Raw genomic sequence first — 18,211 nt, forward strand, 5'->3', positions numbered from 1 at the left:
CACATATGTGGTAACTACTGGCACCAGAGTCCATAACCTCACCTCCCTTGTTCGTATTTTATGAGAAACAAAAAACTCCATCATTGCCTGAACAATGACGGAGTCGTATTGACTTCTTATAAAATGCATCGTTCAAGCTTTAGTATCACAGGGCATATCAATTGCATTAGGTTGTGCCTTCTCGACACAGCCTGCTGACCAACTAATCGTGTCTCCACAATCTCGCGGCAGCAATCTCCGGGTCCTATCGAATGCTTAAGCATGTCAAATATCCCAATCCCTGTGGTAACCTCACCTACCGAAATGATGTAGTTGTGTTGTTTTTACCATAGATTATTGTATCCCACGCAGCGGGGCGTGTCAAGGAAAAATGCGATAATCTGTGTAAATTGGTGTAAAAAGAAAGAAAAAAGTGGAAAAAGATGAAAAGACAAAAAGGATATCTGTCAGAGTAATCATTACTTCTGGCAGATATCCTTTTTGTTTTCAATCCTTGCGGATCTGATATACAATTTTCCCATTCACTTTTTCCTCAGTGATCATTTTTTGCTTTACCATATAGGGAAGAATTGAATCAAGAAATTGTCTTGGATCAGTCACATTGATTTGTTCTTGCATAAATGGCTGTCGCGCTGTCAGATCTTTCACATATGGTTCAAGAGCTGTGCGGGTCATAGGACCATTTTTCTTCAATGTCTTTTTGACTTTGGAGATTCCTTTGGAACTGAGCATATTAGCAAGATCGCTTCCCTGTCTCATCGTACGCCACAATCCCCATCCGTAGACGATCATTGTAGCAACTGCAAAGAGAAGTACATAAGGAAGATATTTCAGAATCGTATGCATCATTTCCGTTTCTCTCCTTTCCAGTAGATCAGGTGATTATCATGAAGGATCTCAAGGTATTTGATCAGTCTTGTCAGCGGCTGTTCCATAGAAGGAAATTCTGCTTCAAGCTCTTTGGAGATTGCATGTACATCCTTTTTATCATTGATGGAGTTCCACACAAAAGTTCCAAGCTTGTCTAACTTGATTTCACTTACACGGGGACGACGGAAGAAGCGCTGAGCCAGCTTGTGATAAAATCCCTTCCATTCGATAAGGACGGTAATAATACCGTCCTCACCTGTTTCATATTCAATTTCCGGATTCTTCTCCGGGATAAAGTCAAGATAGTTTTTACTGTCTTTCTTTTTCATTGAATTATTTTTCCTTATCAGCTTTCATACATACAACGTACAGAAGTACGAGTAATGCAATGTAAAGCACCAGACTGCCAACCTGTGGTAAGTGGAATGGCAGAATGATCTTAGAATCAATCTTAACTACTGCAAATACAGCAAGAAGGATACCGATGATACCTTCTCCGGCGATCATACCGGATGTAAAGAGAAGACCTCTGTCTATACGTGCTTTTTTCTCTGCCTCTGTACCTTTTTTCTTCTCAACGAAGATACGTACAATACCACCAGCCATGATACCAGCACTCAGAGAGAATGGAAGGTACATACCAACTGCGAATGGCATAACCGGCATCTTGAGGATCTCAACAACGATTGCAATAAATACACCGATCAGGATCATAGCCCATGGAAGTTCCTCATTCATGATACCTTCAACGAGCATCTTCATCATTGTAGCCTGAGCTGCCGGAATCTTTTCTGTTCCGTATCCCCAAGCTTCATTCAGAAGGTAAAGAACGAATCCGATTGCTGCTGAAGAAGCAACAACACCGATGATCTCACCAACCTGCTGTTTGGAAGGTGTAGCACCTACGATGAATCCTGTCTTTAAGTCCTGAGAAGCATCTCCTGCGATTGCTGCAACGATACAGATGATACCACCGATAGAGATGGCTCCAACCATGCCTGTAAGTCCTGTAGTACCTGTTACTTTCAGGATTACTGTAGCAAAGAGAAGAGTAGCGATTGTCATACCTGATACCGGGTTGTTAGAAGATCCGATCAGTCCAACCATACGAGAAGATACAGTTGCAAAGAAGAATCCGAATACAACGATGATCAGGGCACCAACCAGGTTAACCGGGAAGATCGGAAGAATCCAGATCAGAACAGCGATCACAAGGATAACTCCGATCAGTAATGGGAATGGAAGATCCTGCTCTGTACGAAGCTGTTTTCCAGATCCTGCATTCTTTTTCATACTTCCAATGGCCTGCTTAAATGTTCTTACGATCAGAGGAAGGCTCTTAATCAGACTGATGATACCACCAGTTGCAACAGCTCCTGCTCCGATGTATTTGATGTAGTTACTCCACAGAGCGGACGGACCACCACCTGGCATAGTGAGCAATTCATTGACTGTAACTGATGCAGGGAAGATTGTAGCATCTCCACCGAACAGTGCGATCATTGGCATAAGTACGAACCAGCTGAGTGTACCACCGGCGAACATGTAGCTGGAGATCTTCGGTCCACAGATATATCCTACACCACCAAGTGCCGGAAGAACCTGCATACCAATCTGTGCTCCGCTGTAGTTCTTGAATGCGTGTCCAATCTCACTTGGGAAGAGCTGCGTTCCGTCTGCAAGGAATTTGTAAACGGCTGCGATACCAAGTCCTGCGAATACTGTACCAGCCTTAGATCCACCTTCTTCTCCGGCCAGAAGAACTTCTGCACAAGCAGTTCCTTCCGGGAAAGGAAGTGTTCCGTGCTCCTCAACGATAAGAGCCTGACGAAGTGGTACCATGAAGCATACTCCGAGTATTCCACCAAACAGGGCAATCAGAGCGATGGAAAGGATGCTTGGGAAAGCAATCTTTCCTTCTTCAGCCCAAAGGAATAATGCAGGAAGTGTGAAGATAGCTCCTGCAGCAACAGACTCTCCGGCAGAACCGATTGTCTGTACCATGTTGTTCTCGAGAATAGAATCCTTACGGAGAATCACACGAATGATTCCCATAGAAATTACGGCTGCCGGGATGGAAGCGGAAACTGTCATACCAACGAGAAGTCCGAGGTATGCGTTAGCAGCTCCAAATACGATTGCCAGAAGGATACCAATCAAGAGTGCTGTCACCGTAAACTCAGGAACGACTTTGTCCGCTGGAATATACGGCTTGAATTCTTTCTTGTTGTTGTCCATTTTTTCAATGTCCTTTCTTTTGTTTTCTATACTATCCTGCTGTCCCCACAACAGATAGCGGCGCCTTTTGTTAATATAAAAATTTTTTATTAACACAGCTTTATGATTATAGCATATTAAAGTGCTAAAAGGAAGAATAAAACGCAAAAATGTTATGGAAATATGTTCACAGCTTTATGATTATAGCATATTAAAGTGCTAAAAGGAAGAATAAAACGCAAAAATGTTATGGAAATATGTTACAAATATAAAAATTTCATAAAAAATGGTAGATTTTAGGTGCTAAAAGGAAGAATAAAACGCAAAAATGTTATGGAAATATGTTACAAATATAAAAATTTCATAAAAAATGGTAGATTTTAGGACCTAATAGAACTGAAAATGAGAAGAAATTTCAGAATTCTTGATATAAAAAAGAGTTTTACTCATGATAACAAGAAATGGAGAAACACACACGAATATAGAAATGTATGATGTCAAGAAGAAAAAAATGTGGTAGAATAAAATGGATTATGTAGTAATAGGAAAGAACGGAGGTAAACAGTTGGAAGCTTATACAGGGTTTGCGGCGGTCTACGACATTTTCATGGATAATATACCTTACGAAGAGTGGGGGAAATATATTCACAGTCTCTTGAAAGAACGTGGAATAGAAGATGGGATTCTATTGGATCTAGGCTGCGGTACAGGTACGATGACGGAGAAGCTGGCGGATTATGGATATGACATGATCGGTGTGGATAATTCAGAAGATATGCTCGAACTTGCGATGGAGAAAAGAATGGAGTCAGGAAAGGATATTCTTTATCTGCTCCAGGATATGCGTGAGTTCGAATTATATGGAACAGTAAGGGCGATTGTCAGTGTCTGTGATTCGGTCAACTATATTACAGAACCGGAGGAACTAGAAGAAGTATTCCGTCTGGTGAATAATTATCTAGATCCAAAGGGTGTCTTTTTGTTTGATTTTAATACTGTATATAAATATAAAGAAGTTATGGGAGATACGGTGATCGCGGAAGACAGAGGTGAATGTAGTTTTATCTGGGATAACTTCTATTATGAAGAAGAAAGGATCAATGAGTATGATCTGACTCTGTTCATTCAGGAAGACGGAAGTGAAGATTTGTATCGGAGATATCAGGAGACACATTACCAGAGAGGGTATACTTTAGAAGAGATGAAAGAACTGGTAGAATGTTCAGGGCTTGTTTTTGAGGCGGCATATGACGCAGTTACACACGAGAAACCGACAGAGAAGAGCGAGAGAATCTATATCGTTGCGAGAGAATCCGGAAAATAAATTGGATACAATTCTTGAATAGATAAGAAAGACGAGGAGAATAAGACATGAATGATTATATTGTAAGAGCAACAGCAGGAAATGCACAGATCCGTGCATTTGCAGCAGTGACAACAAACCTGGTTGAGGAGGCAAGAGAGCATCACGGAACAAGTCCGGTAGCTACAGCGGCGCTGGGACGACTCCTTACAGGCGGAGTGATGATGGGAAGCATGATGAAGAATGATACAGATATGCTGACGATTCAGATTCAGTGTTCCGGTCAGATCGAAGGCCTGACTGTGACAGCAGACAGCAAGGGAAATGTAAAAGGATACGTATTTAACCCGGATGTGATGCTTCCGGCGAAGAATGGAAAGCTTGATGTCGGTGGAGCACTTGGACAGGGTGTCATGACGATTATCAAAGACATGGGACTCAAGGAGCCATATTCAGGGCAGACAATTCTGCAGACAGGAGAGATCGCAGAGGATCTTACTTACTATTTCGCAACATCTGAACAGGTACCGTCTTCTGTTGGACTTGGAGTTCTGATGAACAAAGATAATACTGTAAAATGTGCCGGTGGATTTATCGTTCAGGTAATGCCTTTTATCGAGGATGAAGTGCTTAATAAGCTGGAAGCAAACATTCAGAAGATCCAGTCTGTAACATCCATGCTGGATAACGGACATACACCGGAGCAGATGCTTGAGCAGGTTCTTGAAGGACTTGATCTAGAAATTACAGATACAATGCTGGCACAGTTCTATTGCAACTGCTCTAAGAAGAGAATTGAGAAAGCAATCATCAGTATCGGAAAGAAAGAGATTCAGGAAATGATCGATGAAGGCAAAGAGATTGAAGTGAAGTGTCATTTCTGTAATACAGCATATAAGTATTCAGTAGATGAATTGAAAGAATTGTTAAAACAGGCTCGATAAGTATTGCCGGGGCTTTTGCCCTGACATCATATAAATATAGAAGATGGGGTGAAGATGAGATGAAAAATGGATTTGTGAAGGTTGCGGCAGCGACACCGGATATCCGTGTTGCAGATGTGGAATTTAATACACAGAATATCATCAATGTTATGGAAGAGGCGCAGAAGAATGGCGCAAAGATTCTTGTGTTTCCGGAACTTTGTGTGACAGGATATACGTGTAGTGATCTGTTTGACCACAGTGTCCTTCTGAAAGCGTCCAGAAAAGCATTGCTTGAGATTGCAGAGAATACAAGCGATAAAGATATGCTTGTATTTGTCGGAGCGCCACTCGAAGTGAACGGAAAGCTCTACAATGTAGCTGCGGCGATGAATCAGGGCGAGATCCTTGGATTTACAACGAAGACATTTCTGCCAAACTATGGTGAGTTTTATGAGATGCGTCAGTTTACTCCGGGACCACAGACAGTGAGAGAGATTACATTTGAAGGAAAGAAGATTCCGTTTGGTCCGCAGATTCTGTTTCAGGCAAAAGGAATGGAAGAACTTGTGGTTGCAGCGGAGATCTGCGAGGATGTCTGGTCACCGATTCCACCGAGTATTCAGGCGGCACTCGAAGGTGCAACAGTGATCGTCAACTGTTCCGCAAGTGATGAGACGATCGGAAAAGATACATACCGTCGTGCATTGATCTCCGGACAGTCTGCAAGACTGATCTCCGGATACATTTATGCGAATGCAGGAGAAGGTGAATCTACGACAGATCTTGTTTTTGGCGGACACAATATTATTGCTGAAAATGGTACAATCCTGAAAGAAAGCAGTAGATATGTAAATGAAATCATTTACTCAGAGATCGATCTTCAGAGAATCATAGGCGAGAGAAGAAAGAATACAACATTCCAGCCTTTGGATGAAGAGACTCTGGTACGTGTTCCGTTTACAATTGAAGAGACAAAGACATTCTTGACAAGAACATTTCCGAAGAAGCCGTTTGTTCCATCTGATGAACAGACCCGCGCACAGCGCTGTGAGGAGATCCTGACGATCCAGGCAATGGGGCTGAAGAAACGTCTGGCTCATACGAATGCACGAACTGCTGTTGTCGGTATTTCCGGAGGTCTGGATTCTACACTTGCATTGCTTGTAACGGCACGCGCATTTGACATGCTTGGAAGAGATAAGAAGGATATCATCGCTGTGACGATGCCTTGTTTTGGCACAACAGACAGAACTTATCAGAATGCCTGTGAGATGTCGAAGAAAGTCGGAGCAACTTTGATCGAGGTTCCGATCGCAGATGCCGTGAATGTTCATTTCCGTGACATCGGACATGATCCGGAAGATCACAGTGTAACTTATGAAAACTGTCAGGCAAGAGAGCGTACACAGGTACTGATGGATATCGCAAACAAGACTTGGGGAATGGTCATTGGAACAGGTGATCTGTCAGAACTTGCACTTGGATGGGCGACCTATAATGGAGACCATATGTCCATGTACGGAGTGAATGCTTCTGTACCGAAGACACTGGTTCGCCATCTTGTAAAATATGCTGCGGATGATACAACAGACGAAGCTCTTAAGAATGTACTTTACGATGTACTTGACACACCGGTAAGTCCGGAGTTGCTGCCTCCGAAGGACGGAGATATTGCACAGAAGACAGAAGATCTTGTAGGACCTTACGAACTGCATGATTTCTTCCTGTACTTTATGCTTCGTTTTGGATATGAGCCGAGCAAGATCTTCCGTATTGCATGTATGACATTTGATGGTGAATATGACAAAGAGACCATTTTTAAATGGCTGGAAACATTTTGTAGAAGATTTTTCTCTCAGCAGTTCAAGCGTTCCTGTCTGCCGGATGGACCGAAGGTTGGTACTGTGGCACTTTCTCCTAGAGGGGACTGGAGAATGCCAAGTGATGCCTGCGTGGCGGTATGGATGAAAGATCTTGAGGCTTGCAGAGTATAAGAAAACTATGAGAAACACGCTCCGCGAGTTTCTCAAGTTATCGCGGCAGTCGCCAAGGTCTCGTGCAAGCACGGACTTTGGCTCGTTGCTCGCGTAAATAAAAATTGCGGGATGCAGGAAACATGCATTCCGCGCAAACTTGGGGAAAGAAAAGGAGAGGATAAGATGCAACTAATCAGAACAGAGGATGCGGTCGGCAGTGTGCTTTGTCACGACATTACCCAGATCATTCCGGGAGTCGTGAAAGACGCGGTCTTCCGCAAAGGACACGTAGTGACAGAAGAAGATGTACCGGTACTGCTTTCCGTAGGAAAAGAACATCTCTATGTGTGGGAGAAACAGGAAGGAATGCTTCATGAGAATGATGCGGCAGAAGTGCTGTGCCAGGTCTGCCAGGGAGAGCATATGAATGCATCCGAGGCAAAGGAAGGAAAGATCGAACTGACTGCACAGTGCGATGGCCTTCTGAAGATCAATCGCGAGAAATTAAATGAAGTAAATGCACTTGGCCAGATCGTGCTTGCATCCAGACACGGAAATTTTCCGGTGAAAAAGGGGGATAAGATTGTTGGAATGCGTGTTGTTCCGCTTGTGATCGAGGAAGAGAAGATGAATCATGTGAGAGAGCTCTGTGGGGAAGAGCCGATCTTCACAATTCTTCCGTTTCATCAGATGAAAGTCGGAATCGTGACAACAGGAAGTGAAGTTTATCATGGAAGGATCACAGATAAATTTACTCCGGTCGTAAAAGCGAAATTAGAAGAAGCGGGTATGGAAGTGCTTGGAAACGTACTTTGTGATGATGATTCACAGATGGTTACAGATGCAATCAATGACTGGATCGGAAAAGGTGCCGAGTTCGTTGTCTGTACAGGCGGAATGAGCGTTGATCCGGATGACAGAACACCGTTGTCTATCAGAAATGCAACAGATGAGGTAATCACTTACGGTGCGCCGGTACTTCCGGGTGCAATGTTCATGCTGGCTTATAAAGGAGAGATTCCGGTTGCAGGTCTTCCGGGATGCGTAATGTATGCAAGAAGAACAATCTTTGATCTGGTGCTTCCGAGAATTGCAGCAGGCGAGAGATTAAGTGTAGAAGATTTCACAGTGCTTGGAGAAGGCGGACTTTGCCTGAACTGCGAAGTATGTACTTATCCGAATTGTGGATTTGGAAAATAATAAGATGAAGGAGAATTGGGGAATGAATTCATTTTATGTAAATCTGCAGGCTGAGCTTGCAGATGCAAAAGAAGAGCTTTGGGCACAGACTCGGATTGATGGTGCTGAAGCAGGAAAGAAAATTCTGTTAAAAGGTGAACCGAAGGATACAGACAGTGTTTTTGTAGATGAAAGAGGTGAACGTATTTTCCAGGAGCGTATCAGCCGTCCGGCGAAGCTGGTGATCTGTGGGGCAGGGCATGTATCTATGCCAATCATTCGCATGGGAAAGATGCTTGGATTCCATGTTACGGTGGTAGAAGACCGTCCGAAATTTGCCGATGATGCGAGAAGAGCAGAGGCTGACCAGGTCTATTGCGAACCATTTGAAGATGGTCTTGCAAAGATCAAAGGAGATACAGATACATGGTTTGTTATTGTTACAAGAGGTCACAGATATGACACAGATTGTCTCAGAACAATCCTTGGAAAGCCAAGAGCTTATGTTGGAATGATGGGAAGTAAGAGAAGAACTGCAATCGTAAAAGACCAGCTGGAGGCAGAAGGGTTTGAGAGAGATGTGCTTGAAGCAGTCCATACGCCGATTGGGTTGAAGATTGCTGCCGAGACACCGGAAGAGATCGCGGTATCTATTATGGCAGAAATCATTCAGATTAAAAACAGTCGTGCAAAGAGCGGTGGATATTCCAGTGAACTTCTTGAAGAAATTCTGAAAGAAGATGAGTGTGGAAAAGTGCTTGCGACAATTATTTCCAGAAAAGGTTCTGCACCACGTGGCGTAGGAACAAAGATGCTTGTATGCGGAGATGGAAGGATCATCGATACAATTGGTGGAGGATGTGTGGAAAGTGAGATTATTCAGAAAGCACTCCTCATGATCCGTACGGAGCAGGAAGGATTCCAGGTATGCAAGGTAGACATGACAGCAGAGGCAGCCGAGGATGAAGGTATGGTTTGTGGCGGCGTTGTTGAAGTCATGCTCGAAAGGGTAAAATAGGCGCTTTGAAAAAAGTTAAAATGATAGTAGTAATTGAGAGTGGAGAATAAGAAAGATGGATGATATCAAAATTTTAAAAGGAAATATTATCTATACAAAGACGAAAGATGAATTTGAGATATGCGAACACGGTTATCTTGTGTGTAAAGATGGAAAAGTAGAAGGAATCTATCAGACACTTCCATTCCGACTTGGAGGGGAACCAATTGAGGATCATGGAGATTGTCTGATTATTCCGGGAATGACAGATCTGCATATACATGCACCGCAGTATACATTCCGCGGTACAGGGATGGATCTGGAACTTCTGGAGTGGCTGGAGACGAATACATTTCCGGAGGAAGCAAAATACAAGGATGTATTGTATGCGAATGAGGCGTATGCGAAGTTTGCCAAGAACTTGAAACATAGTTCAACAACAAGAGCATGCGTCTTTGGGACAATTCATAGAAGATCGACACTTGTTCTGATGGATCATCTGGAAAGAAGCGGTCTGGTCACGATGGTCGGAAAAGTGAATATGGACAGAAATTCACCGGATGAACTTCGTGAAGGTACACAAGAGTCTGCAGAAGAGACAGTTGAGTGGATGAAAGATGTGCAGCATAAAAAGTATAAGAATACGCTGCCGATCCTGACACCTCGTTTTATTCCGAGCTGTACAGATGAGCTTCTGGATATGCTGAAGATGGTTCAGATGCGTTACCAGATTCCGGTGCAGTCACATTTATCAGAGAATTTATCAGAGATCGAATGGGTAAAAGAACTTTGTCCGTATGCAGAGTTTTATGGAGATGCATATGATCATTTTGGTCTGTTTGGAGCAGATGCACCGACGGTTATGGCGCATTGCGTATACAGTACGGAAGAAGAAATCCAGAGAATGAAAGAGAACGGTGTGTATGTAGCACATTGTCCGGAATCAAATGAGAATCTTTCTTCCGGAATTGCACCAGTAAAACGTTATCTGGAAGAAGGACTTTCTGTAGGACTTGGAAGTGATGTCGCAGGAGGCTCGACAGAGAATCTTTTCCGGGCAATGGCACATGCAATTCAGATGTCAAAGATGCGCTGGAGACTTGTCGATCAGAAATATCCGGCATTGAAGTCAGAAGAAGCATTCTATATGGCAACTAAGGGTGGCGGATCCTTCTTCGGAAAAGTCGGAAGTTTTGAAGAAGGATATGAATTCGATGCTGTTGTATTAGATGACAGCAGACTTGAATCCTCCCGTCAGATGAGTGTGAAAGATCGTTTGGAAAAAATGATTTATCTTGCTGATGAGAGAGAAGTGAAAGCAAAATACGTCAGAGGAAATAAAATCATATAAAACACATGAAAAAACTCAGGTTCGGGTGTTGCAGCACCGTTCCCTGAGGTTTTTTCATTTTCTATTTTAGGAGTTTTAAGTAATTGACTTATTCAATAATCTGATTTTTCTGTTTTACAGGTGGATTCTTGTTCCAGTCTCACCAAGAATTCCATCTTTTGCTTTCTCAAGCAGTGTGATCAGTGACTGTCTTCCAGGTTTGGACTCAGCAAAGTCAAGAGCTGCCTGTACCTTAGGAAGCATAGAACCAGGAGCGAAATGTCCTTCTTCTACATATTGTTTTGCTTCTTCAACTGTCACATCATCAAGCCATTTTTCATCCGGCTTTCCGTAGTTCAGTGCAACTTTTTCTACAGCAGTTAAGATGATGAGGAAGTCTGCGTCGAGCTCTTTGGCAAGGAGAGCACTTGCAAAGTCTTTATCAATAACTGCACTTGCACCTTTGAGGTGGTTGCCCTGGCGCATAACCGGGATTCCACCGCCGCCACAGGCAATTACAAGGTCACCGGAGTCAACCATTGTACGGATTGTACCGATCTCAACGATCTCCTGCGGTTTTGGAGATGCTACAACACGGCGGTATCCGCGTCCTGCATCTTCTTTCATGATATAATCATATTTCTCAGCCATAACATCAGCTTCTTCCTTAGAAAGGAATTTACCGATTGGCTTGGATGGTGTCTCGAAAGCCGGATCATCAGCATCTACACGAACCTGAGTGATCATTGTAGCAACCGGAATATCATGGATTCCTCTGTTGAACAATTCTTCTCTCAGGGCATTCTGCAGGTCATATCCGATGTAAGCCTGGCTCATTGCAACACATACAGAAAGTGGTGTGTTTGGCTGTTTCTCATCCTCATGTGTTAATGCGATCATAGCGTTGTTGATCATACCAACCTGAGGACCATTTCCGTGTGCTACGACTACTTCGCAGCCTTCCTGAATCAGGTCTACGATCGCGCGTGCTGTAATCTTAACAGCAGCCATCTGCTCAGGAAGAGTATTGCCAAGGGCATTTCCGCCGAGGGCAATGACAATACGTTTTTTCTTTTCCATTTTAGGATCCTCCGTATTTACTGTAAAGGTATTGTACAGGTCTGAAAGATTCAGGCCTGTACAATAAGTTACTAATTAAGGTAACTGTGAAACTATTTTTGTCTGAGAAATTTAAACTTACTCAAAAATTCTGGACATTCCTCTCTCTTCGAGTTTCTTCAGGATTTCCTGTGGGTTCTCGAATTTAGCAAGGAAGATCATAGCTGCGATGATGTATGGTTTGAAGCTGGCTTCTTTGTAAAGTGGATCTCTGTAACGATCGAATACGGAAGCGTCAACTTCACCTTCTTCACAGCTTACGCCTGAGATGTCAGCTGGCAGACAGTGCATGTAAAGAGCTTTTCCGTCTTTTGTTGTAGCCATGAGCTCTTCTGTACAAGCCCAGTCTTTGTGCTCTGCATTCTGAGCAAGAAGTTCTTTCTCAAGAGCTTTGATACCTTCTGTATCTCCGTTTCCGTAAAGCTCTGTACGTTTTTCCATAGCTGCAAATGGAGCCCAGCTCTTTGGATATACGATATCAGCATCTTTGAATGCTTCAGCCATGTTGTTAGTCTTCTTGAAGGATCCGCCTGATTTCTTAGCGTTCTCTTCAGCAACTTTCTCAACATCCTCGAATACTTCGTATCCTTCTGGATGAGCAAGAACAACGTCCATTCCGAAACGTGTCATCAGACCGATGATTCCCTGTGGAACAGAAAGTGGTTTTCCGTAAGATGGTGAGTAAGCCCATGTCATAGCAAGTTTTTTGCCTTTCAGGTTCTCAACTCCGCCGAACTCATGGATGATGTGAAGCATATCAGCCATAGCCTGTGTTGGGTGGTCAATGTCACACTGAAGGTTTACAAGTGTAGGTTTCTGCTCAAGAATTCCGTCCTTGTTTCCTTCTGTTACAGCGTCAACAACTTCGTGCATGTATTTGTTACCTTTTCCGATGTACATATCATCACGGATACCGATAACATCAGCCATGAAGGAGATCATGTTAGCTGTCTCACGAACTGTCTCACCATGAGCAACCTGAGATTTTCCTTCGTCAAGATCCTGAACCTCAAGACCAAGAAGGTTACAAGCAGAAGCGAAAGAGAAACGTGTACGTGTGGAATTGTCACGGAACAGAGAAATTCCAAGTCCGCTCTCGAATACCTTTGTGGAAATGTTGTTCTCTCTCATGTAACGAAGAGCATCAGCTACTGTAAATACAGCCTCGATCTCGTCGTCTGTTTTCTCCCATGTAAGGAAGAAGTCACCATTGTACATCTCTTTGAAGTTGAGTGCGTTCAGTTTGTCAATATATCCCTGTAATTTTGCGTCCATCTTTAAAATCCTCCTGATTAAAATGAATTATTTGTTTTTAGGTTTATTAGCCAAGGCAGTTCCGGCCGGAAATTATCCGGTCAGAACGCCATAGGTTCAATGAATTGGTTGCGTGATCACACGCAAATGCGTTAGCAAATACTGAATTACTCAGCGTAAGACAGTGGAAGTGCAGCGTATACTGCAGCACATGTTACGAGATCCTGTTTCCATGTCATCTCGTTTGGTGCGTGAGCCTGAGCCTCAGCTCCAGGTCCGAATCCGATACATGGGATTCCGTTTCTACCCATGATAGAAACACCGTTTGTAGAGAATGTCCACTTATCTGTCAGAGGACGAGCCTGACGCATCTCAAGTGTGTCAGCAGCACCGATTCTCTGATCTCCGTAAAGTCCTGTGTAAGCTTTCTCAAGAGCCTTAGTTACTTTGTGATCCTTCGGAATAGCCCATGTTGGGAAGTAGCACTCGATCTCGTATACACATCCTGTGTAGGACGGACGATCATAGTTGTACATAGAAACAACAACGTCATCACCGTATTTCTTAACGCTTGGCAGGTTACGGATCTCATCTAAGCAGCTCTCCCATGTCTCTCCGAATGTCATACGACGGTCAAGAGATACAGCACAGGAATCTGCTACTGCACAACGGCTTGGTGATGTGTAGAAAATCTGAGATGTTGTAACTGTTCCACGTCCAAGGAAACGAGCCTCTTCGTAGTCAGGGTTGAATTTCGGGTTAAGCATTTTAACAAGACCTTTGATCTCTGTCTCGTCAGCGTCATCGTTCTCGTTAAGAGCACGAACATCCTGAAGAATGTCAGCCATCTTGTAGATCGCGTTGTCTCCACGCTCTGGAGCAGAACCGTGACAGGAAACTCCCTTAACATCGATACGGATTTCCATACGTCCTCTCTGTCCACGGTAGATACCACCGTCTGTAGGCTCTGTAGAAACTACGAACTCCGGACGAATCTTGTCTTCGTTGATGATGTACTGCCAGCAAAGTCCGTCACAGTCTTCTTCCTGAACTGTACCAACAACCATTACTTTGTATCCTTCTGGAATGAGTCCGAGATCTTTCATGATCTTTGCTCCGTATACACCAGATACGATACCGCCACACTGGTCAGATACTCCACGTCCACCGATCTCTGTCTCTGTCTCGTATCCATCGTATGGATCGAATTTCCAGTTATCGATGTTACCGATACCTACTGTATCGATATGTGCGTCAAATGCGATGATCTTGTCGCCAGTTCCCATGAATCCCATAACATTTCCCTGTGGTCGATGACAACTTCGTCAAATCCAACTTTCTTCATCTCAGCAGCGATTGTCTCTACGTGAGCTTTCTCATCACAGCTTTCTCCCGGATTTTTTACGATAGCACGAAGGAAAGCAGTCATGTCTTTCTCATAGCCTTTTGCATACTCTTTGATTTTGTTAAGATCCATTGTTCTTCTCCTTTTGAAATAAAATCTTGTTTTGGTGTTACAGTTTCTTCTTATTGTATTGCGAGAAATGATTATCTCTCATTTCCGTCCCAGACAATTGATTTGTATCTATCCGGATCAGTGTCTCCCTCAGTAGAGAAGAGAAGTACTTTTGAGTTCTCATCCAATCCGAGGTGCTCTCTGAGCGGTTTGTACTCATCCATTGTCATGATGCACGCAAGTGTTCCAAACGGTGCGGCTCCGGATTCTCCGGAAGTAACAGGCTGATCACCTTTGAAAGGTGCAGCAAGCATACGCATACCTTTGGCAGCAACCCAGTCAGGTGTTGCGATAAATGTATCAACGTGGTTTTTCAGAATATCCCATGAAATTGTGTTCGGCTCTCCACAGGCAAGACCAGCCATGATTGTAACCATGTCTCCGTCTACGATGCGGATAGCTCCGTCCTTAGCACATGCTCCTTTGTAAAGACATGCAGCAGGCGCAGCTTCAACAACAACAACTTTCGGTGGATTTTCCGGATAGCGGTTAGCGAAGAATCCCTGAACTGCTCCGGCAAGTGAACCAACACCAGCCTGAATAAATACATGTGTCGGACGCTCACATCCAGCTTCGTGAAGCTGATCATCAGCCTCGTTAGCCATTGTTCCGTATCCCTGCATGATCCATGCCGGAATCTCTTCATATCCGTCCCAGGCTGTATCCTGAACCATTACGCCGTTCTCTGTCTTCTCTGCCATAGCGTTAGCCATACGAACACATTCGTCGTAGTTTTCCTCTTCGATTGTAGCTTTCGCTCCTTCTTTCAGGATGTTGTTCAGTCTTGTCTGAGTGGATCCCTTCGGCATAAGTACTACGGATTTCTGTCCAGCTTGTTCGCTGCCCATGCAACACCACGTCCGTGGTTACCATCTGTTGCAGTGAAGAAAGTAGCCTGTCCGAATTCTTTACGCAGTTCGTCAGATGTAAGAACGTTGTAAGGAAGTTCTGAAACATCCTTTCCTGTCTGCTTTGCAATGTAGCGAGCCATTGCGAAAGATCCGCCGAGTACTTTAAATGCGTTCAGTCCGAAACGATAAGACTCATCTTTTACATAGACCTCTTTCAGTCCAAGGTATGCAGCCATGTGATCCAGTTTTACAAGTGGTGTAACACTGTACTGCGGGAAGCTCTCATGGAATGCGCGAGCTTTCGCTACATTCTCAAGTGACATTACCTGAAGCTGAGAGTCATCTGTTTTTGGCATTTCGTTTACTGCCCATTTGATAGTTTCCATTATAGTGACCTCCTTAAATTAATACGTGTCATTTGCCCATGTAACTGTAAAGTGTGAATTTCGATATCCCCAAATACGAAGAAACTTTATCGCCGGACTTTGTAATAAGGAAAGCACCGGCATGATCCAGATACTGGACAACAGCAACTTTGTCATCTTTGTTCATCATTGCAACTGGCTTTCCGACCTTTGCAACGGCCTGCTCGATTAACAAATCCAGAAGTTCATTTACATTATGTGTGATCTGCCGTGGCGAATCACCTGTAAGATCCGGAAGCTTGTCTTTCGTAGCGATCAAAGACTGAATTGCTGTACTCGCAGCTGTAAAAGCTGTGATGTCATAGTTTAATGAGAAGATGTATGAGATTGATCCGTCATCGTCTCTTATATAGAAGGTACTCGATTTCAGGATCCGTCCATCTTCTGTTTTAGTAAGATAGGAAAGCTTATCATGAATCGTTGACGGATCCGACTGAAGTGTCTCAAGAACAATTCCTGAAGGACCATCTCCGGTCTGTCGGTTCGATATATGTCCGTTCTCGATGTACACGATCGATTTCTCCAGATCTTTTGTCTTCAAATCATGAATTGCAATCTCACAGGAACTTCCAAATTGAATTGCAAGTCCGTGTGCAAGCTGCTTAAGAAAATCTAAGGTATGACGCATATGTCCACCTGCCTTTCTACATGCTTTCTGTCTTCATAATCCCATAATATCATAAAAATCACGATAGTCAATACCTTTCCTAAAAATTTTTAGGTAACAAAAAACTTTTTTAGATTTCTTGTTGCATTTAGACAATTTAGATGTTATTCTATGTGTATCAGAGATATTGATGTACGAAATGCACATAACAGGCAGATAGCATTTTAACATCAAAGTGTAGAAATTCATAAAAAGGAGAGGTTACAATTATGTTGATCTTAGGTAATGGTAGAGTTGTGACAAGAAACCCTGAATGTCCTTATATGGAAGAGGGCGCAGTAGCAATTGATGGTAAAGTAATCTGTAAGGTTGGACCAACAGATGCGTTGAAGAAGGTTTATCCAGATGCAGAGTTTATTGATGCAAAAGGCGGAGTGATTATGCCGGCATTCATTAATACTCATGAACATATCTATAGTTCTTTTGCAAGAGGACTTGCTATTAATGGATACAATCCAACAGGATTGCTCAGCATTCTTGAAGGAATGTGGTGGACGCTGGATAGAAACCTGACACTGAATGATACTTATTTAAGTGCTATGGCTACTTATATTGATTCTATCAAGAACGGTGTAACAACAGTATTTGACCATCATGCAAGCTTTGGAGCTATCAAAGGTTCCTTATTTGAAATTGAGAGAGCAGCGAAGGAAACAGGAATTCGTTCCTGTCTCTGTTATGAAGTTTCTGACAGAGATGGAAAAGACAAGGCCAGAGAGTCTGTAATGGAGAATGCAGAATTTATTCGTCATGCACTGAAGGATGACAGCGGAATGATCGCCGGAATGATGGGTATGCATGCACAGTTCACAATCTCAGATGAGACAATGGAACTTGCAGCAGCAAACAAACCGGATGAAGTTGGTTATCATATTCATGTTGCAGAAGGAATTGAAGATCTGCATCACTGCCTGAAACATTATGGAAAGAGAATTGTTGACCGTCTGATGGACTTCAATATTCTTGGAGAGAAGACACTGCTTGGACATTGTATCTACATCAACCCACATGAGATGGATCTGATCAAAGATACAAACACAATGGTTGTTCATAATCCGGAATCCAATATGGGAAATGCCTGCGGATGCCCTCCGACAATGGAACTTGTACACAGAGGAATCCTTACAGGACTTGGAACAGATGGATATACACATGATATGATGGAATCCTTCAAAGTGGCAAATATTCTTCATAAACATCACCTTTGCGATCCAAATGCAGCATGGGGAGAAGTTCCGACAATGCTGTTTGAGAACAATGCAAAGATTGCAGGACGTTATTTCGACCAGAAGCTCGGGGTTCTTGAAGAAGGCGCAGCAGCAGATGTGATCATTGTTAATTACAATCCGCTGACACCAATGAATGAGAATAACATCAATGGTCACCTTGTATTCGGAGTAACTGGACACGATGTTGTGACAACTGTTGCAAACGGTAAAGTATTGATGAAAGACAGAAGACTGACAGAGATTGACGAAGCGAAAGTTATGGCAGACTGCAGACAGGCAGCAGCCGAACTTGGAAAACGTATCAACAGTCGTTAGGCTTAGATTGACGGATACCGTTCATTAATGTTAACAT

Annotated in this window: 13 protein-coding genes, 2 pseudogenes and 1 riboswitch; of the genes and pseudogenes, 7 read left to right on the forward strand and 8 right to left on the reverse strand. The window is 43.3% G+C overall.

The window, feature by feature from the left end; all coding sequences use genetic code 11:
• Positions 1-117 precede the first annotated feature (117 nt).
• Positions 118-310, reverse strand: a riboswitch (M-box (ykoK) riboswitch).
• A gap of 176 nt (positions 311-486) precedes the next feature.
• The 3 genes from DXB52_RS05655 to DXB52_RS05665 are packed head-to-tail and all read right to left on the reverse strand — an operon-like array spanning position 487 to position 3,108.
• Positions 487-849 carry a hypothetical protein gene (locus DXB52_RS05655; RefSeq protein ID WP_181966582.1) on the reverse strand — a complete coding sequence of 121 codons (363 nt, stop codon included), beginning with the start codon at positions 847-849 and terminating at the stop codon, positions 487-489.
• Positions 846-1,199: a PqqD family protein gene (locus tag DXB52_RS05660; RefSeq protein WP_118106711.1), complete on the reverse strand. Its 354-nt coding sequence runs from the start codon at positions 1,197-1,199 to the stop codon at positions 846-848. The genes DXB52_RS05655 and DXB52_RS05660 overlap by 4 nt, the downstream gene beginning before the upstream one ends.
• Before the next feature lie 4 nt (positions 1,200-1,203).
• Positions 1,204-3,108: an OPT family oligopeptide transporter gene (locus DXB52_RS05665; RefSeq protein ID WP_118106722.1), complete on the reverse strand. Its 1,905-nt coding sequence runs from the start codon at positions 3,106-3,108 to the stop codon at positions 1,204-1,206.
• Positions 3,109-3,652: 544 nt separating this feature from the next.
• On the opposite strand from DXB52_RS05665, the gene DXB52_RS05670 reads away from it, so the two are divergent.
• From DXB52_RS05670 to DXB52_RS05695, 6 genes are all read left to right on the forward strand, one after another.
• Positions 3,653-4,411, forward strand: coding sequence for a class I SAM-dependent DNA methyltransferase (locus DXB52_RS05670; protein ID WP_118106723.1), 759 nt, complete (start codon positions 3,653-3,655; stop codon positions 4,409-4,411).
• Between the two features lie 47 nt (positions 4,412-4,458).
• Complete coding sequence (hslO, locus tag DXB52_RS05675; protein WP_117861685.1) at positions 4,459-5,334, forward strand: Hsp33 family molecular chaperone HslO; 876 nt, start codon at positions 4,459-4,461, stop codon at positions 5,332-5,334.
• 59 nt (positions 5,335-5,393) lie between these two features.
• Positions 5,394-7,310 carry an NAD(+) synthase gene (locus tag DXB52_RS05680; protein ID WP_118106712.1) on the forward strand — a complete coding sequence of 639 codons (1,917 nt, stop codon included), beginning with the start codon at positions 5,394-5,396 and terminating at the stop codon, positions 7,308-7,310.
• A gap of 165 nt (positions 7,311-7,475) precedes the next feature.
• Positions 7,476-8,492 carry a molybdopterin-binding protein gene (locus DXB52_RS05685; RefSeq protein WP_118106713.1) on the forward strand — a complete coding sequence of 339 codons (1,017 nt, stop codon included), beginning with the start codon at positions 7,476-7,478 and terminating at the stop codon, positions 8,490-8,492.
• Positions 8,493-8,514: 22 nt separating this feature from the next.
• Entirely contained in the window at positions 8,515-9,489 is a 975-nt protein-coding gene (locus DXB52_RS05690; protein ID WP_118106714.1) for an XdhC family protein, read from the forward strand.
• Between the two features lie 55 nt (positions 9,490-9,544).
• Complete coding sequence (locus DXB52_RS05695) at positions 9,545-10,819, forward strand: amidohydrolase family protein (protein ID WP_118106715.1); 1,275 nt, start codon at positions 9,545-9,547, stop codon at positions 10,817-10,819.
• A 114-nt stretch (positions 10,820-10,933) separates the two neighbouring features.
• On the opposite strand, the gene arcC is transcribed toward DXB52_RS05695, so the two are convergent.
• From arcC to DXB52_RS05720, 5 genes and pseudogenes are all read right to left on the reverse strand, one after another.
• Positions 10,934-11,878: a carbamate kinase gene (gene arcC / locus DXB52_RS05700; protein WP_020436837.1), complete on the reverse strand. Its 945-nt coding sequence runs from the start codon at positions 11,876-11,878 to the stop codon at positions 10,934-10,936.
• Positions 11,879-11,995: 117 nt separating this feature from the next.
• Entirely contained in the window at positions 11,996-13,192 is a 1,197-nt protein-coding gene (gene ygeW / locus DXB52_RS05705) for a knotted carbamoyltransferase YgeW (protein WP_117498195.1), read from the reverse strand.
• A gap of 146 nt (positions 13,193-13,338) precedes the next feature.
• Positions 13,339-14,648: pseudogene (locus DXB52_RS05710) on the reverse strand (YgeY family selenium metabolism-linked hydrolase).
• A gap of 71 nt (positions 14,649-14,719) precedes the next feature.
• Positions 14,720-15,924, reverse strand: a pseudogene (dpaL, locus tag DXB52_RS05715) (diaminopropionate ammonia-lyase).
• A 28-nt stretch (positions 15,925-15,952) separates the two neighbouring features.
• Positions 15,953-16,591 (reverse strand): helix-turn-helix transcriptional regulator, encoded by a 639-nt coding sequence (locus DXB52_RS05720; RefSeq protein WP_055171883.1) that lies wholly within the window; start codon positions 16,589-16,591, stop codon positions 15,953-15,955.
• Positions 16,592-16,839: 248 nt separating this feature from the next.
• On the opposite strand from DXB52_RS05720, the gene ssnA reads away from it, so the two are divergent.
• Positions 16,840-18,174: a putative aminohydrolase SsnA gene (gene ssnA / locus DXB52_RS05725; RefSeq protein WP_118106716.1), complete on the forward strand. Its 1,335-nt coding sequence runs from the start codon at positions 16,840-16,842 to the stop codon at positions 18,172-18,174.
• Positions 18,175-18,211: the final 37 nt, after the last annotated feature.

This window comes from Ruminococcus sp. OM04-4AA, from assembly GCF_003462585.1.
Lineage (GTDB): Bacteria > Bacillota > Clostridia > Lachnospirales > Lachnospiraceae > Mediterraneibacter > Mediterraneibacter faecis.